Consider the following 24088-nt stretch of genomic DNA (forward strand, 5'->3'; position numbering starts at 1 on the left):
TGATAACGGATGGACAGCCTGGGCATATTGATCAAATCAAGCAGACCAATGCAGGGGCCGTTTATCGGCTGATTGATTTGTTCGGCCCGATATCCCGTATTGAACTGTCTAAGAGGGCGCAATTGGCCCCCGCCAGTATCACCAAGATTGTGCGGGAATTAGTTGAAGCTCATTTGGTAAAAGAAACCGAATATCAAGATGTTGGTAGTCGTGGACGGCCAGCAATTGGTTTGGTTCTGGATACCGAGGCTTGGCATTATGTTTCCGGACGGATTAGCCGGGGTTCGATAACTCTCGCGCTGCGTGACCTCAGCAGTAAACTGGTGGTTGAAGATCAAATTCCCCTACCAGATAGCCACTCAGAGCCCTTACTCAATCGAATTCTCAGCGAAGTCGATCAATTCTTTATCCGCCATCAGGAAAAACTTGAAAGGCTGACAGCTATCGCCATTACCATGCCCGGCATCATCGATGCACCGGCGGGCATTGTGCATAAAATGCCATTTTATGACGTGGACGAGATGCTACTTGGCCCGGCATTGGAGCAGCGAACGGGATTACCGGTTTATCTGCAACATGATATTTGCGCCTGGACGATGGCAGAGGCCTTGTATGGCGCTTCGCGTGGCTGTCAGAATGTGATTCAAGTGGTGATTGACCATAATGTCGGTGCAGGGGTTATTACTGCGGGTAGGGTATTACACGCAGGCAGCCGCAGTGTGGTTGAAATTGGCCATACTCAAGTTGACCCTTATGGCAAACGTTGTTATTGCGGTAATCATGGTTGCCTGGAGACGGTTGCCAGTATCGAGAATATGCTGGAAATTGCCCAGCAGCGATTAAATGGCTCAATGAGTTCGTTATTACATGGCTCACCACTGACGGTTGAATCTTTATGTGATGCGGCTTTGGCCGGTGATCAATTGGCCAAAGATATTATTTTGGGCGTTGGCCACAGTGTCGGGCGCATTATTGCCATTATGGTCAATTTATTTAATCCGGAAAAGATTCTGGTCGGCTCACCATTAAATAAAGCGGCTTCTATTCTGCATCCCGCCATTGCATCTTGTATTCGCCAACAAGCCCTACCTGCTTATAGCGAGCATATTTTGGTTGAGCCAACGGCATTTTTTAATCAAGGGACAATGCCGGGGGCTGCTCTGGTAAAAGAAGCGTTATATAATGGCTCTTTATTGGTGAAATTACTGCAAGGATAGGGCATTACTAATAATTAAGAGTTAATTATTAGTGGGTATATTGGGTGTATTCCCCATATTATTGAGCGTTATCCGCTAAAAACCTCTCTCAGTTCGGCAAAACATTGCGCTAACGCAAGCTGTCTGTGGTCGGCATCGCCTAGACTTTTATCTATGTTACCAATTTCGCTAATATTAGGCGGAAAGACGTGAGTCGAAGTGGCCAGATTGCGGAGTATTGTTATGTTAACGCGTGTTTTTGTGACGGGTACCGACACTGCTGTTGGTAAAACTGTTGTGTCACGGGCCTTACTTCAGGCCTTAAGCCAAAATGGCAGAACAGCTGTTGGCTATAAGCCAGTGGCGACGGAGAGCAAAGAAACTCCCGAAGGATTACGCAACCAAGATGCACTGATTTTACAAGCTTCATCCTCTATTGAAGTGGATTATCAGGAAGTTAACCCATACCCACTGGCGGGGGATGTTATCCATGCCTGCTCCGACACCCTGATTAATTACCATAAAATGACGGAAGGATTGCAGCGATTATCAACTAAAGCCGATACCGTTGTCGTTGAGGGTTGCGGTGGCTGGAAAGTGATGATGAATGACCAACGTTTTTATTCTGACTGGGTAATTCAAGAACAATTACCGGTGATTTTGGTGGTTGGGATTAAATTAGGTTGTATTAATCATGCCTTATTAACTGCTCAAGCTATTCTCAATGATGGATTGCCATTATTAGGCTGGGTTGCCAATCGTATTAATCCAGGACTGGCACATTACGCTGAAACTATAGCAATGTTACGCGAACGTTTACCTGCACCACAATTAGGGCAACTACCTTATTTGCCCCATGCAGAACAAAAGCCGCTAGCAAAGTATTTAGATCTCACCGCAATAGCCCAGTAATATATCCATCAAACTTTAATTTAGCGTGAGTGATATACCGAAATAGGGCGTAACCAACGGGCTATTGTTGTCGAAATAACACAGGATAATAGTAGCCCTGGCAACAGGGTATAGGCTCCTGTCATTTCGCACACCATTAGCGCCGCCATAATAGGGGCATGAGTGGTCGCAGCCAGTAATGTCGCCATGCCCGTTAATGCCATTAATAACGCAATATTGTCACCCAACATGGGCCACCAGGCAAATATTTGACCGCATAACATCCCCAACGCCGCACCAACAAACAGTGTTGGCGTAAATACCCCACCGGGAGCACCCGAACCGCTACTGGCCAGTACCGCCAACAACTTACAAACCAAAATACCGCCCATTAACAAAATTCCTGGCGGGGTGGTCAATAATGATTGCACCACACTGTAACCATTGCCCCAGACTTCAGGGAAAATGAGTGATAACAGCCCGACAATCATTCCACCCAGAGCCAATTGCAGCGGCGGTGATAAATTCAGGGAACGAAATGCATGCCCACTGGCTGTCATACCTTTAAGGAACAGTGGCCCACAGAAACCGGCGAATAATCCCAATAGTGCCATTAGCAGATATTGTATCGGCCACGGGGATGGCAGCACCTGTACTTGATACAGCGTTTCTTGCCCACCATGTAACAGGTTGGTGGTGAGCAATGCACTGACAGCAGCAATCACCACCGGCCCAAGGGAAGCCAGCATTAATGTACCGAATAGAATCTCCGCAATAAATAAGCTACCGGCCAGTGGGGCATGGTAGGCACTGGCCATACCGGCAGCGGCACCACAAGCGACCCACAGTTTCCATTCCTTAGGTTTTGCATAGCGCTGAGCAAATACAGAAGCGAACAGTGCCGCCAACAGCACCATAGCACCTTCACGACCAATGGCACTGCCGCTGGATACCACCAGTAATGAAGCCAGCGATTTGACCAGGCTGGCAGAAACATCTAATCGACCATCACCGGTTTCAATCGCTTCCATATAATCGGTGGGGGCACTGGGTTTTCGATGTTGATAACGCTGATATACCCACAATAATGAGCCCGCAGCCAATCCCCCTAATGCGGGGGTTAATGCGCGCCGCCAGCCACTAATAGAAGATGCCGCCGCAACCAGGCTGCCGTCGGTACGGGTAAATAATAACCACTCAAGCCCCAACATCGCTTGATGGAACAACCAGACAATTAGCGCAGAAATGATGCCCAGCATGATGGCAATCATCAGGCGGCGCAGCATGGCGCGATAGTAATACCAATGGGCAGGCCGTTTCATATAAAGCAACTGGTGGCAAGTTTAGGGAAAACCATTGTTAATGGTGAGCAAGATAATAGCTAGCGAATATTTGTTCATTTTATCAATACTCTAACTCGAGGTGTGACATTAAAAGTCATTCAGGATGATGATTTTAATATCTACAAATGAGTATAAAAAACCTTTATTGATAGATCGCTGCTTATTTCATAAGAACTGGTTAGTACAAGGCGTAGTATTTAAAACTGAGTTGAGGGCGTTCCATAAAGTTTTATATAAATAGTTGTCTCGAGGTCTATATGAAATACAGAATGTTAATGTTATTCGTTCTCCTGCCACTGACTGCTCCTGCATTTGCTTGTATGCATCAACATCAAGCTTGCTATACGAATTGTAAAGCAGCGTTTCCCGATAATCCCGCCGGAGAGTTTTTTTGTGATTTAGGTGGAACACCACCAGTGCCACATTCAGCGGCATACCTGCAAAATAAAGGATTATCCGGATCTGAGATGGAGAAAGTCGTTAATAACTTTACCAAAACTCAGCCAGCATTGCAGACGATGAATCTCCGAGGTGATTGATTAACAAATAAATCATGGCATTAATCCGCGCACATTGATGTCAAATGAAGGTAAATACAGTAGGGTGCACTCAAAAGTGCACCCTATACGAGTCAAAAGATTATTCGCTGTCAGTTATACGCGTATAAACAATCTTCTGAGTATCATTTTCACAATGCCCAACTACTTGCCCACCCGCATTTTGTACCTGATCGTTAGGGACGATATCCAGTTTAAAACCAGATTCAGGCACGCCATTATTGATAATCTTTTGCGTGATATCTGCTTTGACACTTTCACATGATGCTAAAGCAGCCAAAGGGGCCAGAGATAATAACAATGTGCCGATAATAAGCGTTTTTTTCATCATAAAATCCTTATGTGGATGAATAGCTTGCCTAACGTAAGAATAGCTCTGGTTGATATAACCTCAAGTCAATCCGAGCCATTACCGACAATTACGGATTAATCTGGCGACCGGATAGACGATCCAGGCAACGTTCAGTGTTCGGTTCCCAATAGGCATTAAAGTTTGCGCTACGATCGCAATTGTCTTTTGCGTCTTCGGCACGATCGTATTTATCAAAATTCTTCTCGACCCGGTTATTCACTTTATTACGCAAGCGATGGGTATCATCCCACTGTTGCTGGCTTTGGCGCGCTTGTTCTTTTGACATTGGGTCATTGTTCCCGCCAACAGAAACGCAGGTGCTACTCCCAGTACAGGTTGCTGATTGTGCCAACGCGGTGGTTTGCCATGCCAGCGGCAAAGCCAGCAGCGCTACGGGGAGAAAAACGCGCATCAGGCGGGGCAAGCTAGTTATTTTCATCGTCTTAAGTCCTTTATGAGTCGGTGATGCGAAATCATCATATAATTTACTGGCACACCATCAGCGAGAGAAAATTATATCATTGGTCACGGTATATAAACCAGTCAACAACAGCTGACGTATTATCAGGTGTTCTCACGTAGGTCATATAGCCATTTTGGGCTATCGACAAGTAGAGAAGGAGGTTCGTTATGAAAACACGGCGTGAATTTCTGACGATGGTGGCAGGGCTGGGCATTGTGCTCAAATTCAGCGCACCGGTTTTTGCGGCAAGTGCCAATAAAACCAGCGCCAACCAACAGCCGACTGTCGTAGATGGAACTGCAATTACTCAGGTTTATGGTGACGGTGTCCGCTTGACAGGGGTTGCGGTACAATACAATCAGCCCGTCAATGGTAAGGAGCTGAAGCCAACGGATTTCACGGTTGAAGGTCGTACTGTTACCGATGTATTTACCAGCCATTCAGCGGATCCGGCAGATAAAGCGCCAAGCGGGGAATATGTCATCATCGCTTTATCGCCGGAAGATAAAAACGCCGCTTTAGCTGAAAAGTTGCCGCAACCTAAAAAAGATAAAAGTGAGAATCCAGGGCAAGTCGGGCCAGGTAAGGCAGGGGACATACCGGTTTATGACACGGTCTATCCGGCGGCAGCGGCATCATTTACCCAACTATCTGAACTTCATACCGTTTCCGGTCAGGCTATTTTGCCGAAAGAAAAAGAGCTGGCGACTGATAAGGTGAAAAACCTCATTGTTGATGATTTTAAACAACTGGAATACCGAGATCCTAAGACCGGAAAAACACTAAAATACAATTTATATGTTCCAGCAGGTTACACCCAAGAACACGCATGGCCACTGGTGTTGTTTATGCATGATGCCGGGGCAACCAGTGATGTAACCCAAACCACATTGTTTCAGGGATTAGGGGCTATCTCTTGGGCATCGCCAGCAGATCAAGCCCAGCGGCCCTGTTTTATTCTGGCACCGCAGTATGCTGAAATCATCGCTGATGATAATTCGCAGACGTCAGATATGCTGGATACCACCATCGATCTGATTAATGCTCTGTGCCAGCAGTATAATATTGATCGCAATCGTCTTTATGTGACTGGGCAATCCGGTGGCTGCATGATGTCAATTGCTATGAATATCAAATACCCTGATCTTTTTGCTGCATCATTGTTGGTGGCTGGGCAGTGGGATCCCGCACTGGTCAAGTCGTTGGCAGGCCAGAAACTGTGGATTATTGTTTCCCAGGATGATGACAAGGCTTGGCCGGGACAGAATGCCATTATTGATGTGTTGAAAAAAGAAGGCGCAAAAGTTGCTGAGGCCGTCTGGGATGGAACCTGGGATGCGGAACAATTTCGTCGTGCATTCGAAAAAATTGATGCTGAAAATGCGTCGATTAACTACATTACTTTTCGTACAGGAACCGTGGTACCCGCAGGTGAATCAATGGCCGGCGCTTCCGGGCATAGAAATACCTGGCGTGTTGCCTACAACATCGAACCGGTGCGCGAATGGATATTCAGGCAACATAAGTAAATTAAGCACACCAGGTGTGTCCGATTGCTGACAAAACCCAACGACTCGATCTTGTAAGGTGAGGACAGGTAGAAGAGTAAAGCGTCCGCGCCATGGATGGCGCGGCTCGAGCCTACAAGGATGCTTGTTTTAACAAAAGAAGTACGGCGTCTTTACGATCTGCCTGTTTTCACCGTGACGGGCACTTTGTCATTAACCTCTCGCACTATGTGTGGTTGTTTTTAAAAGCAGTATCAAAAGGGATATGTGCATGTTAAAGACGTCATTGCTATTTTTTGTCACTGCATTGGCTGAAATTATTGGCTGTTTTTTGCCTTACTTATGGCTGCGCAAAGGGGCAAGCATGTGGTTATTACTACCCGCAGCCGCCAGTCTGGCGCTGTTTGTGTGGTTATTAACCTTGCATCCTGCCGCCAGTGGTCGGGTCTATGCGGCTTACGGCGGTGTTTATGTGGCGACGGCGCTAATTTGGCTGAGAGTGGTTGATGGCGTGAAGTTATCTCTGTTTGATTGGGTTGGTGCGGGAGTAGCGCTGGTCGGGATGTTGATTATTGTTGCAGGCTGGCGGGTCAATTAAGGGTGGGGCGGTGAACGCCCCAAACACAGGTTAACCTTCGCGGTGAATGCTCAATCCGGCAAAAGATTGGCTGACCGGCATCATTTCTAAGGTATTAATATTGACGCGAGCAGGCAATGTGGCCACCCAATATACCGCTTCGGCAACATCTTCTGGTATTAATGGGTTAGCGCCATCGTAGGTCTTATTCACTTTCTCGCCATCGCCTTTAAAACGCACCGCAGAGAATTCCGTGCCACCCACCATACCAGGCTCAATATCCGTGACGCGAATGTGTGTACCATGTAAGTCGGCTCGCAGACCCAGACTGAATTGCTTAACAAAGGCTTTGGTCGCGCCATACACATTACCGCCAGCGTAAGGCCAGTTAGCGGCAGTAGAACCAATATTAATAATATGGCCGACATCGCGTGCCACCATCTCAGGGAGTAATGCACGCGTCATATTCACCAAACCTTTGGTATTGGTATCAATCATCGTATCCCAATCTTCAACATTGGCTTTATGAGCCGGTTCCAAGCCTAATGCTAAACCTGCATTATTCACCAGCACATCAATATTTTTCAGCTCAGCGGGGAGTTCGTCAATAACATGTTGAATCACCGCGCGATTACGGACATCTAACTGCACAGTATGCAGTTGTTCGCCCAGCTCAGTTTTCAATTCGTCCAACCGCTCCTGACGACGGCCAGTAGCAATAACCTGATGACCGTGACTGATAAATTTGCGGGCGATAGCTTCACCAAACCCGGAGGTCGCGCCTGTAACGAAAACGATCATATTTATTCCTTATTTTTCGTTGCCAATAATTTGATATGAATAACATACTCTTAAGTACTGAGAGACGCCATTGTCCAGCTTTCATTCATTTCAGTCTGGACGGTCTTTTCCGCACTTCATCACCCGCATCACGGCTAAGTGTTAATGTATCCACTATCGATAGTAATGCGACCACACCAATAACCACAAATGCTATCTGGAAGTTTTCCAATGGGATCATTCCTGCCCGATAGGGATGGAACCACTCTGCGATACGCAGAGCCAGAGCGCCGATAGCAATACCCAGTCCCATCGCCAACTGCTGAATCATATTGGAAAAGGTATTGGCACCGCCCATTTTCGGTGCTGGAATTTCAGAATAGGCCAAGGTATTGAGTGCGGTAAACTGCATTGACCGCGTTAATCCGCTGACAAATAGCAGCAATATAATCAATACATAAGGTGTTTCTGGGGTGATCAGCGCACAAGAGAAGATAGTGACCGCATTAAGTAACCCATTGACCAATAAGGTAGAACGGAAACGGAAGCGATATAAGATGGCTGAAGTAAAAGGCTTCATCATCAAGTTACCGGCAAAAACGGCCAGCACTAATAAACCAGCATGAAAAGCGCTCATGCCAAATCCAATCTGGAACAGTAACGGCAGTAAAAAGGGCACGGCACCGATCGCGATGCGGTACAAACTCCCACTCCAGATTGTGACACTGTAACTTTTTATACGTAAGGCCCACAGGTCAATCAGCGGCGTAATCTGCCGTTTGGCGTGATAAACCGCCAAACCACCTAATAGCAGACTGGCACTAATACACAACAAAGGAATCCAGCGTGATAAAGTTTGGTGATTAAATAACTCCAGCCCAAACATTAGGCTGAAACAAGCTGAGCCGGTTAACAAGAAACCCAGCATATCGAAAGGTGTCTCTTTTTGTGGTGGTTCCTGTGGGATAAGCCGCCATGCCAGCCATAATCCCAGCATACCCAGCGGAACATTTAAGATAAATATCCAATGCCAGGATGCATAGGTGGTTAGAAATCCACCGACGGGAGGCCCGAGAATCGGGGCGACTAAGCCCGGCCAGGTAATGGTCGCGATAGCTTTAATCAGATCCGCTTTGGAGGTATTGCGCAAGACAATTAGTCGGCCGACCGGCACCATCATCGCGCCGCCAAATCCCTGTAAAACTCTGGCGGCAGTGAATGTTGCAAGATCCGCGCTTAAGGCACAGAGCACTGAAGCCAATGTGAAAATAACCATGGCGGTGGTAAAAACATTGCGCGCACCAAAGCGATTGGCAATCCAACCACTGGCAGGAATAAACACCGTCAGAGTAAGAATATAAGCAGAAATACCAATATTCATATCAATAGGATGCACAGCAAATGCTGAAGCCATTTGCGGCATAGCGGTAACAATCACTGTCGCATCCAGGTTTTCCATAAAGAAAGCGCCCGCGACCAATAAGGGTAGAGCAGGGCCAGGTACTTTTGACGAGGTGATAGCGTTAACCTGGTTCATGTTACAGACCAGGATAAATTTTGGTAACCCACTGATCTAACGAAAAACAGACGTGTTGATGTAAACAATGAAATCACGTTTCAAATCCGGAGAATCTGATGACATATTTCGAGCATACCGGATTAATGTAGGATTAAAAAGGGGGATTTATTGTGACAACGTCACGTAGCACATGCGGTGCTCTAAGACAAAGCTGGCTGTAAATATAACAGCCAGCTTTAACGTTAATACTTGAATCTTCATCGCTACTTTTTCTTGTACACATCAGCCGTGGCGTGAATCTTATTATCTGTGTTTGCTGAGGTAATTACATAATAATCTCCGCCTAATTCATCGGCCTTTTTGGACAACTCAGCTTTAGCATCCATGGTGGCTAATTCATTAGCAGTAACGATATTGCCGATTTTTTCATACTGCTGCGGATTATTATTGAGTTCTTCCTTTGTGAGTAATTCGGCTGATATGACAGCGGAAGAGAATGTACCCAGAACAACCAGCATTGCCATTGTTTTCAATATTTTCATAATATTCCTCTGCAAAAAATAATTAACAACATATGAAACCATACTAAGTATTGTTCTCATGTTCTATTTTAGCCAGTCGAACGGGTAGTCTTTCGGATAATTGCACAGCAGATGAAAGAATAAAACAAAAGGGCGTCATGGATGTCATCGATTGGTCTGTGTAATTTGCAGATGCGCAAATCTGGAGAAAAGCATTGTCAGATACCCAATATACAGATTGGAGATGAGTCTTAGGTTATCAGTATGGATGATGATGTGTTGTGAACGACCGGTTAAACCACGGATCCTGCCTATCCTTACTTTGGTGCGCATAATGTATATTATGTTAAATTAAGTATCGGCACACATACCATACTAATCATCATCTGGGTTTTCGTTCAGTGGCCTCTCCTTTTCTATCTGTTGGCCATTACATTAAATGTATGTGTGCTGCTCTTTAACCTTGGACGTATTATCAAGCTGCCGAATCGCCGGAGTAAAACTGGCCGCGATTGTTGCTATCACCACAGCAACGGCGGCGGCTAACAAAACCGTTGAGTTGCCGTAATGCATAGCCAGCGGTCCGGCTGCCAGTTCTCCAACCGGGATCGCCACAAATGACCCCATCGCATCATAGGCATAAACTCGTGCAAGTTTATCGGCAGGAATATGCGTTTGTAGCGAATTGGCCCAAACCACGCCGAACTGCCCAAAGCCGACGCCAGCAATAAAGAAACCAGCCATTAGAACAAATGTCGACGAAATCATACTGAGTAGCACGATAGGTACAGCGCAAAGCGAAACTAATATGACACCAATAAATAGGTCGCGCCGTGGACGCCAGCGTAGAGCAAGAAATGAACCTACAATCAGACCAACGCTCTCCGCTGCAACAATAATGCCCCAACCTGCCCTGCCAAATGATGCATCGGCAATGATTGGGCCAAGAATCATCACTACGCCACTAAAAGCCGCATTAATAATCGTAAACTGGGCGACGATAGCCCAAACCCATGAACGGGCAATGAACTCTTTCCAACCATCGCGCAGATCTTGCAAAATGTTGGTATTCGATTCCAAAGACTGTGTTGAATTGACGCGAATAAAGAAATATAACGGTGCTGCGGCGGCAAATCCCAAAGCATCAACCGCCAAGCCCCATCCCGGCCCGATAGTGCTGGTCAGAATGCCGCCCAATGAGGCACCAATTATCGTTCCAGCATAGACACCCACTTGAATAAAAGCGTTCGCCGCCCTGAGGTTATGCGCAGGTACTGTCTGCGGAACCATGGCCGAAGAAGCTGGTAGTGCGATGCCCGCAGCTGCGCCATTAATCGTTCCCAGTACAGCTAATCCCATGATTGTCGCGCTTCCATCAAGTACCAACCAGGCAACCACCCCCTGGGACAATGCAGCAATGGTAGAGGAAGATAACAAAACAATACTCCGGGAATAGCGATCCGCCAGTACCCCACCAATCAATAAAAAGGCCACATTGAAAATTGAGCGCGCAGCAACAACTAAGCCTAAATCGGTGGCGGAACCGCCAATATCCAATACAGCAAAAGCCAATGCGATAGGTGCAATGCCATTGCCTAATACAGTGAGAAGCCGGGCGAAGAATAAATTTCTAAACGGTGCATAGTGAAACGGATGCCGAGAAGATGAGATGGAGGTAGTCAGATTCACTCATTTTTCCCCGAACTGAATGTTATTAGCGGTCGCCGTGCTATCGCGATCTTGGTATTTATTCATTTTGGTAACTTTGGATTGCTTAATATTCGGAGTGATTTGAGATCTTACGTTTTTTAAAACGCTATTTCAATATTTTGCTGTGCAATGGGTTAGAGAGTTTATCTAAACCGCAAATTGAAGCGACGTAAATTTTAATTAATTGAATTTAAACGATAATATTTACACGATCGCGCTACGTGAATTCTATACTTTTTGCAGTACCACAGTGATGCAGAATTCGCGTAGCAGTATTGGAATGTAGTGACTCTCTACCCTTAACATTCATTGTGATTTTGCCTGCGGCGCGTCGAATGTGACTTATAGCACATGCCCGCCTAACTATCTGAGCATCCTGACCGAATCACTCCTCATTCATCTGGAACAATGTGAAGCCGTTGTTTAGTATGTAGGTATTCTGTCTAGCGATCAGCAAATTCTATATTTATGAAAAAACTCATTAAACGGCTTGAGATCATTAAAAGCGGTATTGAGCTTGAAGATGACGACATTATTCGACATCAACTCCCTTATCTTAAAGGTGAAACTCAAGATGCCGTACTGGTTTTTATCGTCATGGCGATCGAACAGGGAAAATTCACCCATGCTCTGGAGGCTATTTCTGCGTGGCTGGGAAGCAAACAAGGAGTCACGCAGTGGCAAGATATCGAACTGTCGGCTTGCAAGCTTGAGTTGAAAGCGCTGGAGGAACAGTTAAGCGATTTAATCGATAAACGTAATGAACGTATTCAGTTGCTAGATGATTTTAATGACCTTTACCTGGTGCGTCTCGGCCCGTTGATGAAGCAAATTCTTAATTTGCGCAAACAGTTGGCGGAAAGTACCTTGCGCAAAGCCGAGGCTGAAGCTCGCCGCAGAGAACGCGATTATCGCAACTGTCAGCAGTATATCTCTCAGGCGATAGATGAGCTTGCTGCATTAAAACAGCGTTGGTTGGAGCTCCCTTCTGTTTCCAATGAATCTATTGAGATAAGAAACCGAATTCAGCAACAGGCAGAATTAATTAACGCATTACTGACTGAAATTAAAGAGTTGGAAAACACCTTTTGTACGCGCAACACTGAATCAACGCGCAAGGCACGTGAAGAAGCCAAAGAGAAATATGAAAGTTATCAGGAAAAACAAACAGATGCCGAGCAGCGGCTTAATAATGACAAGAAACTTTCTTCTCACCAGCGTCAGGAACTCAAACGGTTGTGGCGGCAAGCCAGCCGGCTCTGCCATCCAGATTTAGTCGCTGATGAGTTTAAAGAAAAAGCTCATCAGCTGATGGTTCAGCTCAACCAAGCCCGCCAACGTGGTGACTTCCCTGCTATTCACGCATTGCTGGAGAGTTTAAAACAAGGACTTGAGCCATTGATGGCCAGTGATCTTATTGATGATCTTGAGCGGTTGCGGCGTAAAATCGATGAAGTCAGAAAACAAATTGACGCGATATTACACGAACTGAAAGCTCTGGAGGGTGAAGAGTCATGGCGGCTGGCCACTTCTCTTCCTGATAAAGATCAATGGTTTACAGAACAAGAAAATGTATTATCCAAGACGCTTAATATTCTTGAACGGCAAGTCAAAGAAGCATCAAAAGTGCTGTATGACGCGACCCAATAAATTCGTTTTGTGCCACTATTACCCTGCAAATTAAAGGTGACCATTCAAAATGGTCACCGGACTCAATTACAGAGCCTGAATGTTGGGTTTTACAAACCTGGGGGGAATATATAAATCTAACCCTATGTTGCCACAATACTCTCTAAACATATTTAAAGATCCGACTCCTGCTTTCTCGTAGAGCCGCTGTAATTTATTTTCTACTGTCCGGTGTGATAAAAAAAGCCTTTTGGCGACCATTTTAACCGTCATGGGTTGTAATATGAAAAAAATCACCTCAAGTTCCATCTCGTTGAACAGGTCGGTTGGCGGGGTCAGTGTTAATACAGAAGGAGTATTACGGTTTACATATTGGGAAAGAGAAATAAAATTTAACTTACTAGCATTGGTTAATGTTCCTATACACTCACCGCTTTTATTGTAAATAGGAAATCGGGGTAAATACCAGGGTTCTAATATTTTGTCGCGACCATAAAAATGGGTTGAAATAATGGCCACGCGTTTTCCCGCTTTTTCTGCTTTTCTATCATTTTCTTGATATTGTGCCGCGAATTCCGCCCAATCAGCGGGACATTCGTCATCTAACCTTCCCTCTATATCGAAATCTGGGGGTAAACTTAAAAAGTCCAGGCCCGCTTGATTAATATACACGTAACGCGACTGGCAATCTCGCACCACCCAAGGTTCATGACTGTATTCCATGATGGAAATCAGCGGCAGTGAGTTTAAAGATTCTACAATTAAATCTTTTTGACTCAGTGCGTTATGTGTTATTGGGCTGTTTTGCTTTTTTTCATCCATGATCAACTCTACCTCCTCAGTTTTGCTGTAGCACAAAAAAGAATTTACGAATTCGACAATGACATTGCGATTGACCAGATATCCTGAAAAGTCTATCCAACAGAATTCTCGCTTGCAAGATGGTTTACCCGGCAGTAACAGCATTTAATTATGTATAAGGTGGATTTTTATATATAAAATATTATTTGCCATTCATTTATTAACTTAATTATTGGGCTGAAGCGGGTGACAGAAATATTATCCCTGTTATTCTTTATGATTGAGGCATAATCACTATGAGTATTATTCAGTTCGTCTTCATTCTCAAATAAGGTCATCTACGATGAAAGATAACGAATATCAACCACCTAAAGTCTGGACGGAAAACAATGCCAGCGGTGGTGTGTGGTCCAAAATCAATCGCCCGACTGCCGGTGCCAGATACGAAGCTGACCTGCCGGTTGGCAAACACCCTTTACAGCTTTATTCCATGGGCACACCGAATGGTCAAAAGGTCACCATTTTGTTGGAAGAGTTGTTAGCTTTGGGCGAGAAAGGTGCGGAATATGATGCTCATCTGATTCGTATCGGTGAAGGTGATCAGTTCTCAAGTGGGTTTGTTGCCGTTAATCCAAATTCAAAAATCCCGGCCTTGATGGACCATTCAACCACCCCACCAGTTAGGGTTTTTGAGTCTGGCGCTATTCTGCTGTATTTGGCGGATAAATTCGGCCATTTCTTGCCAAAATCCCCTGCTGCCAGAACCGAAGCACTCAATTGGCTGTTCTGGCTACAAGGTGCGGCCCCTTATTTGGGCGGTGGTTTCGGCCATTTTTATCACTATGCGCCAGTGAAAATTGAATACGCCATCGACCGTTTCACTATGGAGGCCAAGCGCCAGCTCGATTTGCTCAATACACAACTCGCGACTCATGAATATATTGCGGGAGATGAGTATTCCATTGCGGATATCGCTATCTGGCCGTGGTACGGCAATCTGGTGCTGGGCTTACAATATGAAGCGGGTGAATTCTTGGATGTTAAATCTTATACTCACCTGATACGTTGGACCGAAACCATTGGTAAGCGCCCTGCTGTCCAGCGCGGTCGTATCGTCAATAAAACCTGGGGAGCGCCAGAAGAGCAGTTAGCTGAGCGCCATGATGCTTCAGATTTTGACCAACTGATAAAATAGTATATATGCCGCCCTCAATCCTGATTTCCTCAGGATTGAGGGCGCTTATTTAGCCCGCTGCTACCTGTCTTTTTGTGCGGTAATAGAGCAGTACTACCACTGACGCAATCACGGTCAAAAAGATCAGATAGGCGCCATAGGTTGGTAGCATCTGAGCCAACGTTTGCCCGCGCATAGCAAAGTCACGATAAAATCGATATTGCCACACTAGCGGGAAAGCATAGCTGATGTAGTAAGCCCAGAGCGGCAAAAAACCCACTGCCATCGTCGCTCCACCGAGAATAAAGCCAGGCGGCACCAGAAATGTCATCAAACTGGCCCCTTCTCCCGGATTTTGCGTCGACCAGGACAGTATCAATGCCAGCCAACCAAAAGCTAATCCGGTCATAAAGATAGTGGGCAGATAGGCAAAATAGTTACCCTCAAATCTAAGTTGACCAAAAGTAACCAACAGCGCACTCACCACAGTAATACCGGTGGTATAAAAGAAGGCATAAGGTACCATTCGGCACATCAGCGCCAGCGGCCCCCGATTAAACACGGCTTGATCCCAGGCTCCTGTCACTTTTAATCGACCAACCACCATCAGTGTCGCCAGCCCATAAAAGAGTGAAGAGAAAAAATAGACAAAAGCGATACTGGTTGAGTTAGTGGCGGTATTGGTTGGGTTAAAAAGATGGCGGTTTTTAAGCTGCATTGGGCTTAACACCGCTTCCGTTCCCTCGCGCCCTAATCCTAACCCGGCGATATGCTCGGCCCCTAATTCCGCACCCAGTTCTGGAATATATTCATTTAGGTTTTGCAGTACCTCCGCATTTTGTGCCGAGTTACTGTGATCGGCAAAGTAGCCAAGTCGTACCGTTCTATCACCGGTTTTCAGACTTTTTTCCAGTCCCTTGGGAATATAGAGCACACCAATATTCCTATCATGCGCTGTCAATATTTCCGGATTCATCGGGGAATGTAATACTTGCGTGACTTCAATATAGGGCGATGTATTTATCTTTTGAATGAGCGCCGTCGAATAATTAGAGGCATCCAGATCAATCACCGCAATCTTGCCTTCAAATACGGTCGAGTGAGAAAACACCAGTGAGAAAAGTAATGCAATAACCGCCGCAACCACAATAGCGACTTTGTGGTAAGGGATAACATGGCCGGACATCATGGCACCAACTTCATCCAACATAGACTTAACGATGTTCTGCATCATCTACCTCAAGTGTCATCCCGCTCAGCAACTGTGGTTTATCTTCGGTATAGATACGCACTTGATAGGAAGTTAAATCCGCCTGGCCTCGTTCCCGCGTCATGCGCAGGTCAGCGAACGATGGTGCTGCGCTGGCAAATCGCACCACGCCACGAACCTGACTATCAAGCGCCGGAACCTGTGCAGTGACGGTGGTTCCGGGCTGATAGGCGGTGACCATATTTTCATTAACGTAGATATCAACGTATTTGCGATCGGTTTCTAACAGCACAGCCGGTGCGCCTGCCGGGATCATTTCACCGGGTTGATAAAGGAGTTTTAAGACTTTACCGTTAGCAGGTGCCGTCAGTGTCAGCCGTTGACGATTGACTTCAAGTTGCCTGAGCTCTGCATGAGATTGATCTAATTGAGCCAGTAACTGATCCAGAATGTTCTGGCGGTTTTTGATAGATTCGCGTGAGTTGGCAATTGACTGTAGCGTCATGCCCTGCGCACTCTCTTTTTCTGACAGATTTTTCATTTGTGCTGGTGTCGTGCCAATCATCGCTGAAGCCAATTGACGCTCTGCTTGTATCACTGCGGCATGGGTTGTGGTCAAACTGCTGTTGGCATTATCCAGCATCGATTGCGAAACACTGCCGGTATTATGCAACTTAGCAATGCGATTAAAATCCGTGCGTGCCAGATTTTCACTGGCACGGGCAGCGCTCAATGTAGCCTGAATCTCTTCAATTTTACGCCAGGATGAAACCTCGGTTAATGTGGTTTCATTGGTGGCGATACGGATAGCCGATTCCTCCTGACGGATCAATGCCTCCTGAGAACGAATAACCGCCTTAAGACGTTCAATGGCAATGTCAGTATCGACCTCATCCAGCACCATCAGGACGTCCCCCTTTTTCACCTGCTGAGATTCCTGAACCTTGCGACTGATTAGTTTTCCGCCCACATTTTCAAATGCAATATTGATTTCATCAGCCGTTAACACCCCTGATTTGATGCTTTTCGCCACCGAGACGGCATCATTTCTTGAGCCAAAATAGATGAGACTTGATCCCACAAGCAGTAGCACCAAAAAGATCACTGCTGTTTTTACCATAGGTTTGAATGAGTTATTTTGTGGTGAATTCAATTTATTTAGCCGACTAAGTATGTGATTAAAAAAAGGGTTATACCTATAAACCTAAAGGTCAATAACAAAGCTGTTGATAGCACTGTGAATCAAGGGGTTACCGCACCTCGGGGCACTCCGGTGGCTTACGCGCTTGTATTTGAAACCAAGAGAGATCCCAACGGCACGATTCCCCTTCAGTTAACTTTGTCATCAGTCTGAAGGCTTACATCTATAATCCCGGATAGTTATGGTTTTTTACGTAACAATTTTTGCAGCATGAGAATCAGAGACTCGCGCTCCTGGTCATTCAGAACGTCGGCAAAAGAGTTAATAGCATTTAAGTGACCGGGTAACGCCTGTTTAATCACTCGGCGGCCAGCGGAGCTTAATGCGATCAAGCGGGAACGGCCATCAGCATGGGTTCGTGTCATGGTGATTAAGGGTTCGGGGGCAGAAAGCATACGCTTAACCATCACCGAAACTGTTGCGGGAGCAACCCCAATCCGCGACGCCAGTTCACTGGCGGCAGTCTCACCTTCGCCATAAAGTGACATCAATAAAATGAATTTACCTTCAGAAATGTCATAGTCTTGCGCCAGTCGATCATAAATATTTGAACGTATTAAATCGGCCGTGGTGATCAGATTAAGGACTAAATCTACACCGGAAACATCAGTTCCGAGGTTCTCTTGCTGTTGCACTCGAGCCAGAGCTTCACGCGTCGGCAGGACTCTTGCATTATAATTCATAGGGTTCGCATCATTTTATTTAGCCGGCTAAATTATAACGATCCCGGCGAAAATTTACAATCGAGAAAAAGAGAGAAACGAGAACTGGCTCAACACGCTGTTTTATTGTTTTATACCCAGTCGTTTGGCGAGACGGTGTAGGTTACCCGTATCAAGTTCAAGCGCGCGGGCGCAGGCCGACCAATTCATCCCCTTTTCCTTTAGCATTTGGGTAATCAATTGCCGTTGAAAATCACGAGTGGCAGATTGCAAATTTTGCGCAGCCGCATGTTGATTTCCGCTGAATATTTCATGTGCAACATATGGTGTAACTGAGTCGGCAATATTAAATAACTCAGGAGATAAAAAGTATGACTCTGACGCATGTTGCGAAGCGCGAGCTAATACCGCGGCACGGTAAATTGCATGTTCCAACTCACGAACATTACCTGGCCAACGGTAATTTTCGAGCATAGATAATGTCTCGGGCGGAATACCTAACTGCTTGATGGCCAATTTCTTTCTTATTCGCTCAACAAAAAATCCTGCCAGCAGAATGATATCCCCTTTTCTTTCTCTTAAGGCAGGAACATGCAGCGGAAATACACTCAGCCGATGAAACAAATCCACGCGAAAACGCCCTTCGATAACCGATTGTTTTAAATCACAATTAGTGGCTGCAATAATACGCACATTGACCCGTTTTGTTCTGTCATCACCCACTCTTTGCAGGTCACCATATTGGATAACGCGCAGTAATTTGGCCTGAAGTACCAAAGAAAGCTCGCCAATTTCGTCGAGAAAAAGCGTTCCATTGTCAGCAATTTCAAATTTGCCGGTTCTGTCATGTATTGCGCCAGTAAATGCCCCTTTAACATGACCAAACAATTCGCTCTCAGCCACATTTTCCGGCAATGCCGCACAGTTTAAATAGATAAGTGCTTTGGCCGATCTGGGCGATAAATGGTGAATGGCTTTGGCCACCAATTCCTTCCCTACCCCGGTTTCGCCAGTAATCAGCACATTCAGCTCTGATCCGGCAACCACTTTGATTTCATGCTTAAGTTGCAATATCAGCGGCGAAAGACCAATCATCTCATCTTCTGAATGTTGGACTGCCTGCTTATGGATATTTAAAGAACTCACCGTAGGCACAGCTTGTTTCTCTAAAACATCCACTAATAGCGCATTATTCAGTGCCGAAGCGGCCAGGACACCAATCAGTTTCAGCTCTTCATCACTAAACCTGTCAAATTGGGCGGGGTTCATACTGTCGAAAGTCAACGCACCGATAAGCTCTTGATCGGCAAATAAAGGTAAACCAATGCAGGCATGAACTTTAAGTTCATCATGGCCCGGGATCAGGCCGTCGTAAGGATCAGGAAGGTGGCTATCGGTGGGGAAACGCACCACATTACCCGCACGAGCAATGGCTTCCAGTCGAGGATGAGATGACAGTGAAAAACGCCGGCCCAGCACATCGGGTGATAAACCATCAATCGCCAGCGGGCGAAACAGCTGGTGTTCATAACGTAGTAACGCCGAAGCATCACATTGTAGTAATTGCCGTAAGCTACTGATTAGTTTCTGAAAACGGTCTTGTCCAGATAAGCCGCTTTGCAATTCAATAGCTATTTGAGCGAGCGACTGAATGGATAAACTCATGTTTTGTCATTCCGACACAGTATTAGTCTTTATGACAATAAACTGATAGTGTCATAATGACAAACTATAAATTTTAAATTAATAAAATCAATAATATAAATCATGGCACGCACTTTGCTCTCTACAGTGAGGTTATTCATTCACTTTAGTAAGGAACGGTTCATGGCCATTCAGGTTAAAAATAATATTAAATGGGTTGGGCAACGTGATTGGGAAGTTCGCGATTTTCATGGTACCGAATATAAAACCCTTAAAGGCACAAGCTACAATAGCTATTTGATCAGCGAAGGAAAAAACGTGCTGATTGATACCGTTGATCAGAAATTTGGCCGCGATTTTGTGGCTAACTTAGAGCGCGAGATTGATTTGAATACGCTCGATTACATTATTATTAATCATGCTGAAGAAGACCATGCTGGTGCATTAACTGAATTAATGGCACGCATCCCTCACACCCCGATTTATTGCACTACCAATGCTATCGACTCAATTAATGGACATCATCATCATCCTGAATGGAATTTCATCACCGTCAAAACCGGTGACACACTGGATATTGGCAATGGTAAGCAGCTGATTTTTGTTGAAACCCCTATGCTGCACTGGCCTGACAGCATGATGACTTACATCACCGGCGATGCAGTGCTTTTCAGCAATGATGCGTTCGGTCAGCACTATTGTGACGAGCATTTGTTTAATGATGAAGTGGACCAGATTGAGCTGTATGAGCAATGCGCTCGCTATTATGCCAATATTTTGACGCCCTTCAGTCGCTTGGTCACACCTAAGATCAATGAAATCCTTGGTTTCAATCTGCCAGTATCAATGATTGCCACCTCTCATGGCGTGGTATGGCGGGATAATCCGACCCAAATTGTGGCGAAATACCTGGAATGGGCCGCTGATTACCAAGAAGATCGTATCACCATTTTCTATGACACGATGTCAAACAATACTCGGATGATGGCTGATGCCATTGCTCAGGGGATCCATGAAACCGACCCCGCGGTGGCCGTGAAAATCTACAACATTGCGCGTCACGATAAGAATGAAATACTGACACAGGTATTCCGCTCAAAAGGTGTGTTAGTTGGCTCCTCCACCATGAACAATGTGATGATGCCCAAAATTGCCGGCATGCTTGAAGAACTGGCCGGGCTACGCTTTCGTAATAAAAAAGCGGCAGCTTTTGGTAGTTTCGGCTGGACGGGGGGCGCGGTTGACCGAATTCAAACCCGTCTGATGGATGCCGGATTTGATATTTCCCTCTCGCTAAAAATGAAATGGCGACCAGACAATGATGGGCTGGACGAATGCCGCGAACATGGGCGCAAGATTGCCCGCGAATGGGCCTTACACCCATTGAATAGCAGCACATTACTTGATACTACAACCCCAGCAATCAATGAAGAAAATAGTTCTACCGCACCAGCAGACCTCGCTATCTCGATGCAATGCAGTGTCTGTCAGTGGGTATATGACCCGGCGCTGGGTGAGCCGCTGCAAGATGTTAAACCAGGAACGTGCTGGGATGATGTGCCGGACTTTTTCCTTTGCCCGGAATGTGGATTGGGCAAATCTGTTTTCGATCCACTCTAAGGGAGGCTGTTATGGTTGAGAACATTGTGATTGTGGGTTCCGGCTTTGCTGCCCGTCAGGTAGTAAAAAACATCCGCAAACTCGACTCACAGGTAGCCATCAATATGATTGCTGCTGATAGCGGTGTTGATTATAACAAACCAGATTTAAGTCATGTTTTCAGTCGCCAGCAAAGTGCTGACGACCTGACCCGCATGTCCGCTGAACAGTTTGCGCAGGAAAATAGCCTAACCCTGCACACGGGAACCCGCGTCACTGCCATTCAACGACATAATAAGCAGGTTCAGTGTGGCGATCAGGTATTTCAATATCACAAACTGGTGTTGGCAACCGGTGCCACAGCAATGCTGCCACCGATTGCGGGTAATGAGTTGATCTGTACATTTAACAGTCAAAATGAGTACCGACAGCATCAAGAAGCATTACAACAAGCCCGCCGTATCTTGGTATTAGGCGGTGGTCTAATCGGTGCGGAGCTGGCGATGGACTTGCAGCGTGCGGGCAAGGGTGTGATTTTGCTGGACAAAGCGCATAGCCTGCTGGCCTCTGTCCTGCCCGTAGAAATCAGCAGCCGTTTGCAATATAGCTTCAGTCAGAGGGGCATCACCCTGGTTTTTAATAATGAACTGCACAGTATTGAAAAAGTGGCGGATGGGTTGCAGGTAGCACTCCATTGCGGCCACCGCTATCGCGTAGATGCGGTTATTGCTGCGATGGGATTACAACCGGAAACATCTGTTGCGGCAGCCGCAGGGCTTGATATCGGACGCGGTATCAAGGTTAACCAACAGCTACAAACCTCGGATCCAGATATCTTTGCTATTGGCGATTGCGCTGAGATTGGCGGGAAAGTGTTGCCCTTCTTGCAGCCCATTCTGGTCTCTGCCATGACACTCGCGAAAAACCTGTTGGGAGGCGCGCATTGCCTTAAGCTTCCAGCGATGTTGGTCAAAGTCAAAACGCCAGATTTGCCATTATATTTCGCGGGCGAAACCCAGCGCCATGACCTCAACTGGGAAATTAATTTAACGCCACAAGGAATGATTGCGCGCGCAACAGACAACCAGCATCAATTGCGTGCTTTTGTGGTCAGTGAAGAACACACCCAACAGGCATTTTCACTGCTACGCGAGTTAAACCTGTAACACTTAGGACGCTAACCCCCCGCCACCGGTGTAGGGGGTTTTCCCGGCAATTTTCATCACTTCAGCTCCCAACGTCACAAACGGAGCACGCCTGCTGGCATAGATAATCCCGCCCGCTTTGGCCCGCACCGCTTTAACCGTATCAGTAATCGGATCAATTATTTCAGCGACGACTTCATCCTTTGTCACCCATTCGCCCGGCTGACGCAATAGCAACAGCAAACCACTGGCGGGCGCATTAACGATTTCTCCGGCGGAAAAAGGCAACATCACCACCTCGCGCTGCGGAATTTCAGGAACAACCCCCGCAATAGCGCCACGATGTTGTAAATATTGATAAATACGCTCGGCATCCGCGCTGGCCAGCGGATGACTGACATCCTGTTGCCCACGTAATTCCACCGTCACGGCCATACAGGCGGGGGCCAGGTTAGGATAATGTGCAGCTAGCCTATGCCACGGCAAGCCACAGGCCTCATCAAACGAACCGCCACCGCTATCTTGTGACAGTAGCACGGTGTCTATATGCAAAAACCGTGCAAGCACATCCACTGCTGCTCGCCAGGCCGGATCCGCATACAAATGCAAAATAGCGCGGTCATCGCAATGCAAGTCCAGCACCAAATCAGCATCACAGGCCAGCATCAGCAAATGTTGGCGCAAAGCATCCACTTCACTGAGTGCGGGCACATCCTGTAATGCATCGGCCATCGCGCGGCGTATCTGTTGCGGCGTCGTCTCTTTTTCGCTTGATGCCACCGCCCCTGGCCGTTGTGAGACTAATTTAGCCAAATCAGGGAAATCACGATTAAAATTGCGGCCACTGACCAAATCAAAACGGCCTATTCCACTGTTTAACAACACTTGTGCAATACCTACCGGGTTAGCTATAGGCACAATAATTATTTCACTCTGAATTTCTCCGCGCCGTTCCGCCTGACTCAGTAATCTTTTAAGATAATGTAATACCAGCATTCCGGGCAGTTCATCGGCATGTAGGCCAGCCTGTAGGTAGATTTTCTCGCCCACACCCGGCTGGCCGAAATGAAAACTGGTTAATTGACGCTGCCCACTTAGGGCATGTTCAGGTAACTTATGATTATTGATTTTCATTGGACGTCCTATCTGTGGAAAAGAAACCCCGGCTTGACCGAATTGACAAAAAAATCCTTGAAATCCTGAGCCAGGATGGCCGTATCTCTTATCAGAAGTTGTCCGAGCAGGTCAATTTGACCGCCCGCCCCTGTTTGGAGCGCGTTCGGCTGTTGGAGCGCGCCGGTATTATCCGTGGTTACAGTGCGATTATTGAGCTACCGGAACCTGAGCATGCTTTTGTTATCCAGGCACAAATTGCCTTAGCCGACCACGGGCACTCTCAAGCGGCCTTCGAGCAAGAAGTGCGTAAAACGCCAGAAGTGCTGGATTGCTGGTTGGTCGGCGGTAGTTTTGATTTTCTGGTGCGCATTGGCTGTCGCAACATGGAGCACTACCGACTACTGGCTGACACCTGGCTCACCAGCAAAAAATTCCGCGTCGATAAAATCGTTACCATCACCGAGTTACAAGCTATCAAACGTGCTTAAAG

The 24088-nt window shown here is 46.4% G+C and carries 23 protein-coding genes; 10 read left to right on the forward strand and 13 right to left on the reverse strand.

Annotation, left to right across the window (positions count from 1 at the left end):
• The first annotated feature begins 2 nt into the window (after positions 1 to 2).
• Positions 3 to 1217, forward strand: coding sequence for an ROK family transcriptional regulator Mlc (gene mlc, locus ACNSO8_RS18895; protein WP_418395523.1), 1215 nt, complete (start codon positions 3 to 5; stop codon positions 1215 to 1217).
• A gap of 222 nt (positions 1218 to 1439) precedes the next feature.
• Positions 1440 to 2108 (forward strand): dethiobiotin synthase, encoded by a 669-nt coding sequence (gene bioD / locus ACNSO8_RS18900; RefSeq protein WP_019079436.1) that lies wholly within the window; start codon positions 1440 to 1442, stop codon positions 2106 to 2108.
• A 20-nt stretch (positions 2109 to 2128) separates the two neighbouring features.
• On the opposite strand, the gene clcB is transcribed toward bioD, so the two are convergent.
• Positions 2129 to 3409 (reverse strand): voltage-gated ClC-type chloride channel ClcB, encoded by a 1281-nt coding sequence (gene clcB / locus ACNSO8_RS18905; RefSeq protein WP_418395524.1) that lies wholly within the window; start codon positions 3407 to 3409, stop codon positions 2129 to 2131.
• 278 nt (positions 3410 to 3687) lie between these two features.
• Between clcB and ACNSO8_RS18910 the strand changes: the two genes are divergently transcribed.
• On the forward strand, positions 3688 to 3969 hold the full coding sequence (locus ACNSO8_RS18910; protein WP_026017835.1) for a hypothetical protein: 282 nt from the start codon (positions 3688 to 3690) through the stop codon (positions 3967 to 3969).
• A gap of 100 nt (positions 3970 to 4069) precedes the next feature.
• Here the strand turns inward: ACNSO8_RS18910 and ACNSO8_RS18915 are convergent, their stop codons facing one another.
• Together ACNSO8_RS18915 and ACNSO8_RS18920 are read right to left on the reverse strand one after the other, a co-directional pair.
• Entirely contained in the window at positions 4070 to 4315 is a 246-nt protein-coding gene (locus ACNSO8_RS18915; RefSeq protein ID WP_019079433.1) for a DUF1161 domain-containing protein, read from the reverse strand.
• 91 nt (positions 4316 to 4406) lie between these two features.
• The gene (locus ACNSO8_RS18920) at positions 4407 to 4778 is read right to left on the reverse strand and encodes a DUF1283 family protein (RefSeq protein ID WP_019079432.1); all 372 of its coding nucleotides are present in this window, start codon (positions 4776 to 4778) and stop codon (positions 4407 to 4409) included.
• Positions 4779 to 4969: 191 nt separating this feature from the next.
• On the opposite strand from ACNSO8_RS18920, the gene ACNSO8_RS18925 reads away from it, so the two are divergent.
• Positions 4970 to 6331 carry a prolyl oligopeptidase family serine peptidase gene (locus tag ACNSO8_RS18925; RefSeq protein WP_418395525.1) on the forward strand — a complete coding sequence of 454 codons (1362 nt, stop codon included), beginning with the start codon at positions 4970 to 4972 and terminating at the stop codon, positions 6329 to 6331.
• 250 nt (positions 6332 to 6581) lie between these two features.
• Positions 6582 to 6908: a YnfA family protein gene (locus ACNSO8_RS18930; RefSeq protein WP_005165757.1), complete on the forward strand. Its 327-nt coding sequence runs from the start codon at positions 6582 to 6584 to the stop codon at positions 6906 to 6908.
• A gap of 30 nt (positions 6909 to 6938) precedes the next feature.
• Here ACNSO8_RS18930 and ydfG read toward each other — a convergent pair whose 3' ends face one another.
• From ydfG to ACNSO8_RS18950, 4 genes are all read right to left on the reverse strand, one after another.
• A complete protein-coding gene (ydfG, locus tag ACNSO8_RS18935; protein ID WP_019079430.1) occupies positions 6939 to 7688 on the reverse strand; it encodes a bifunctional NADP-dependent 3-hydroxy acid dehydrogenase/3-hydroxypropionate dehydrogenase YdfG in 750 nt (249 codons plus the stop codon).
• A gap of 85 nt (positions 7689 to 7773) precedes the next feature.
• Positions 7774 to 9204 carry an MFS transporter gene (locus tag ACNSO8_RS18940; RefSeq protein ID WP_019083121.1) on the reverse strand — a complete coding sequence of 477 codons (1431 nt, stop codon included), beginning with the start codon at positions 9202 to 9204 and terminating at the stop codon, positions 7774 to 7776.
• Positions 9205 to 9449: 245 nt separating this feature from the next.
• Entirely contained in the window at positions 9450 to 9728 is a 279-nt protein-coding gene (yahO, locus tag ACNSO8_RS18945) for a DUF1471 family periplasmic protein YahO (RefSeq protein ID WP_005169775.1), read from the reverse strand.
• Between the two features lie 414 nt (positions 9729 to 10142).
• Positions 10143 to 11396, reverse strand: a complete 1254-nt coding sequence (locus ACNSO8_RS18950) for an MFS transporter (RefSeq protein WP_019079428.1) — start codon at positions 11394 to 11396, stop codon at positions 10143 to 10145.
• A 489-nt stretch (positions 11397 to 11885) separates the two neighbouring features.
• Between ACNSO8_RS18950 and ACNSO8_RS18955 the strand changes: the two genes are divergently transcribed.
• Complete coding sequence (locus ACNSO8_RS18955) at positions 11886 to 13067, forward strand: DNA repair protein (protein WP_418395526.1); 1182 nt, start codon at positions 11886 to 11888, stop codon at positions 13065 to 13067.
• 66 nt (positions 13068 to 13133) lie between these two features.
• Here ACNSO8_RS18955 and ACNSO8_RS18960 read toward each other — a convergent pair whose 3' ends face one another.
• Positions 13134 to 13868 carry a helix-turn-helix transcriptional regulator gene (locus ACNSO8_RS18960; RefSeq protein ID WP_418395527.1) on the reverse strand — a complete coding sequence of 245 codons (735 nt, stop codon included), beginning with the start codon at positions 13866 to 13868 and terminating at the stop codon, positions 13134 to 13136.
• 322 nt (positions 13869 to 14190) lie between these two features.
• Between ACNSO8_RS18960 and yghU the strand changes: the two genes are divergently transcribed.
• Complete coding sequence (yghU, locus tag ACNSO8_RS18965; protein ID WP_019079425.1) at positions 14191 to 15042, forward strand: glutathione-dependent disulfide-bond oxidoreductase; 852 nt, start codon at positions 14191 to 14193, stop codon at positions 15040 to 15042.
• A gap of 49 nt (positions 15043 to 15091) precedes the next feature.
• On the opposite strand, the gene ACNSO8_RS18970 is transcribed toward yghU, so the two are convergent.
• The 4 genes from ACNSO8_RS18970 to norR form a co-directional block, all read right to left on the reverse strand.
• Complete coding sequence (locus ACNSO8_RS18970; RefSeq protein ID WP_019079424.1) at positions 15092 to 16252, reverse strand: ABC transporter permease; 1161 nt, start codon at positions 16250 to 16252, stop codon at positions 15092 to 15094.
• Positions 16236 to 17264, reverse strand: coding sequence for an HlyD family secretion protein (locus tag ACNSO8_RS18975; RefSeq protein WP_050159473.1), 1029 nt, complete (start codon positions 17262 to 17264; stop codon positions 16236 to 16238). Before ACNSO8_RS18975 ends, ACNSO8_RS18970 begins: the two co-directional genes overlap by 17 nt.
• Before the next feature lie 347 nt (positions 17265 to 17611).
• Positions 17612 to 18115, reverse strand: a complete 504-nt coding sequence (locus tag ACNSO8_RS18980) for a MarR family winged helix-turn-helix transcriptional regulator (RefSeq protein WP_057630957.1) — start codon at positions 18113 to 18115, stop codon at positions 17612 to 17614.
• Between the two features lie 102 nt (positions 18116 to 18217).
• A complete protein-coding gene (gene norR, locus ACNSO8_RS18985; protein WP_057630956.1) occupies positions 18218 to 19759 on the reverse strand; it encodes a nitric oxide reductase transcriptional regulator NorR in 1542 nt (513 codons plus the stop codon).
• 162 nt (positions 19760 to 19921) lie between these two features.
• On the opposite strand from norR, the gene norV reads away from it, so the two are divergent.
• Complete coding sequence (gene norV / locus ACNSO8_RS18990; RefSeq protein WP_050915104.1) at positions 19922 to 21358, forward strand: anaerobic nitric oxide reductase flavorubredoxin; 1437 nt, start codon at positions 19922 to 19924, stop codon at positions 21356 to 21358.
• Positions 21359 to 21369: 11 nt separating this feature from the next.
• Positions 21370 to 22503, forward strand: coding sequence for an NADH:flavorubredoxin reductase NorW (gene norW, locus ACNSO8_RS18995; protein ID WP_057630955.1), 1134 nt, complete (start codon positions 21370 to 21372; stop codon positions 22501 to 22503).
• Between the two features lie 3 nt (positions 22504 to 22506).
• Here the strand turns inward: norW and ACNSO8_RS19000 are convergent, their stop codons facing one another.
• Positions 22507 to 23616: a succinylglutamate desuccinylase/aspartoacylase family protein gene (locus ACNSO8_RS19000; protein WP_019079418.1), complete on the reverse strand. Its 1110-nt coding sequence runs from the start codon at positions 23614 to 23616 to the stop codon at positions 22507 to 22509.
• A gap of 14 nt (positions 23617 to 23630) precedes the next feature.
• Here ACNSO8_RS19000 and ACNSO8_RS19005 point away from each other — a divergent pair, with 14 nt between their 5' ends.
• Positions 23631 to 24086, forward strand: coding sequence for an Lrp/AsnC family transcriptional regulator (locus ACNSO8_RS19005; protein ID WP_005165550.1), 456 nt, complete (start codon positions 23631 to 23633; stop codon positions 24084 to 24086).
• The last annotated feature ends 2 nt before the right edge of the window (positions 24087 to 24088 follow it).

Source organism: Yersinia sp. LJYL362 (genome assembly GCF_048323875.1).

Excerpts from the sequence above, each read along its gene's own strand:
- bioD (WP_019079436.1), top strand. The coding sequence starts at position 1,440 with ATGTTAACGCGTGTTTTTGTGACGGGTACCGACACTGCTGTTGGTAAA.
- clcB (WP_418395524.1), bottom strand. The coding sequence starts at position 3,409 with ATGAAACGGCCTGCCCATTGGTATTACTATCGCGCCATGCTGCGCCGC.
- ACNSO8_RS18910 (WP_026017835.1), top strand. The coding sequence starts at position 3,688 with ATGAAATACAGAATGTTAATGTTATTCGTTCTCCTGCCACTGACTGCT.
- ACNSO8_RS18915 (WP_019079433.1), bottom strand. The coding sequence starts at position 4,315 with ATGAAAAAAACGCTTATTATCGGCACATTGTTATTATCTCTGGCCCCT.
- ACNSO8_RS18920 (WP_019079432.1), bottom strand. The coding sequence starts at position 4,778 with ATGAAAATAACTAGCTTGCCCCGCCTGATGCGCGTTTTTCTCCCCGTA.
- ACNSO8_RS18925 (WP_418395525.1), top strand. The coding sequence starts at position 4,970 with ATGAAAACACGGCGTGAATTTCTGACGATGGTGGCAGGGCTGGGCATT.
- ACNSO8_RS18930 (WP_005165757.1), top strand. The coding sequence starts at position 6,582 with ATGTTAAAGACGTCATTGCTATTTTTTGTCACTGCATTGGCTGAAATT.
- ydfG (WP_019079430.1), bottom strand. The coding sequence starts at position 7,688 with ATGATCGTTTTCGTTACAGGCGCGACCTCCGGGTTTGGTGAAGCTATC.
- ACNSO8_RS18940 (WP_019083121.1), bottom strand. The coding sequence starts at position 9,204 with ATGAACCAGGTTAACGCTATCACCTCGTCAAAAGTACCTGGCCCTGCT.
- yahO (WP_005169775.1), bottom strand. The coding sequence starts at position 9,728 with ATGAAAATATTGAAAACAATGGCAATGCTGGTTGTTCTGGGTACATTC.
- ACNSO8_RS18955 (WP_418395526.1), top strand. The coding sequence starts at position 11,886 with ATGAAAAAACTCATTAAACGGCTTGAGATCATTAAAAGCGGTATTGAG.
- ACNSO8_RS18960 (WP_418395527.1), bottom strand. The coding sequence starts at position 13,868 with ATGGATGAAAAAAAGCAAAACAGCCCAATAACACATAACGCACTGAGT.
- yghU (WP_019079425.1), top strand. The coding sequence starts at position 14,191 with ATGAAAGATAACGAATATCAACCACCTAAAGTCTGGACGGAAAACAAT.
- ACNSO8_RS18970 (WP_019079424.1), bottom strand. The coding sequence starts at position 16,252 with ATGCAGAACATCGTTAAGTCTATGTTGGATGAAGTTGGTGCCATGATG.
- ACNSO8_RS18980 (WP_057630957.1), bottom strand. The coding sequence starts at position 18,115 with ATGAATTATAATGCAAGAGTCCTGCCGACGCGTGAAGCTCTGGCTCGA.
- norR (WP_057630956.1), bottom strand. The coding sequence starts at position 19,759 with ATGAGTTTATCCATTCAGTCGCTCGCTCAAATAGCTATTGAATTGCAA.
- norV (WP_050915104.1), top strand. The coding sequence starts at position 19,922 with ATGGCCATTCAGGTTAAAAATAATATTAAATGGGTTGGGCAACGTGAT.
- norW (WP_057630955.1), top strand. The coding sequence starts at position 21,370 with ATGGTTGAGAACATTGTGATTGTGGGTTCCGGCTTTGCTGCCCGTCAG.
- ACNSO8_RS19000 (WP_019079418.1), bottom strand. The coding sequence starts at position 23,616 with ATGAAAATCAATAATCATAAGTTACCTGAACATGCCCTAAGTGGGCAG.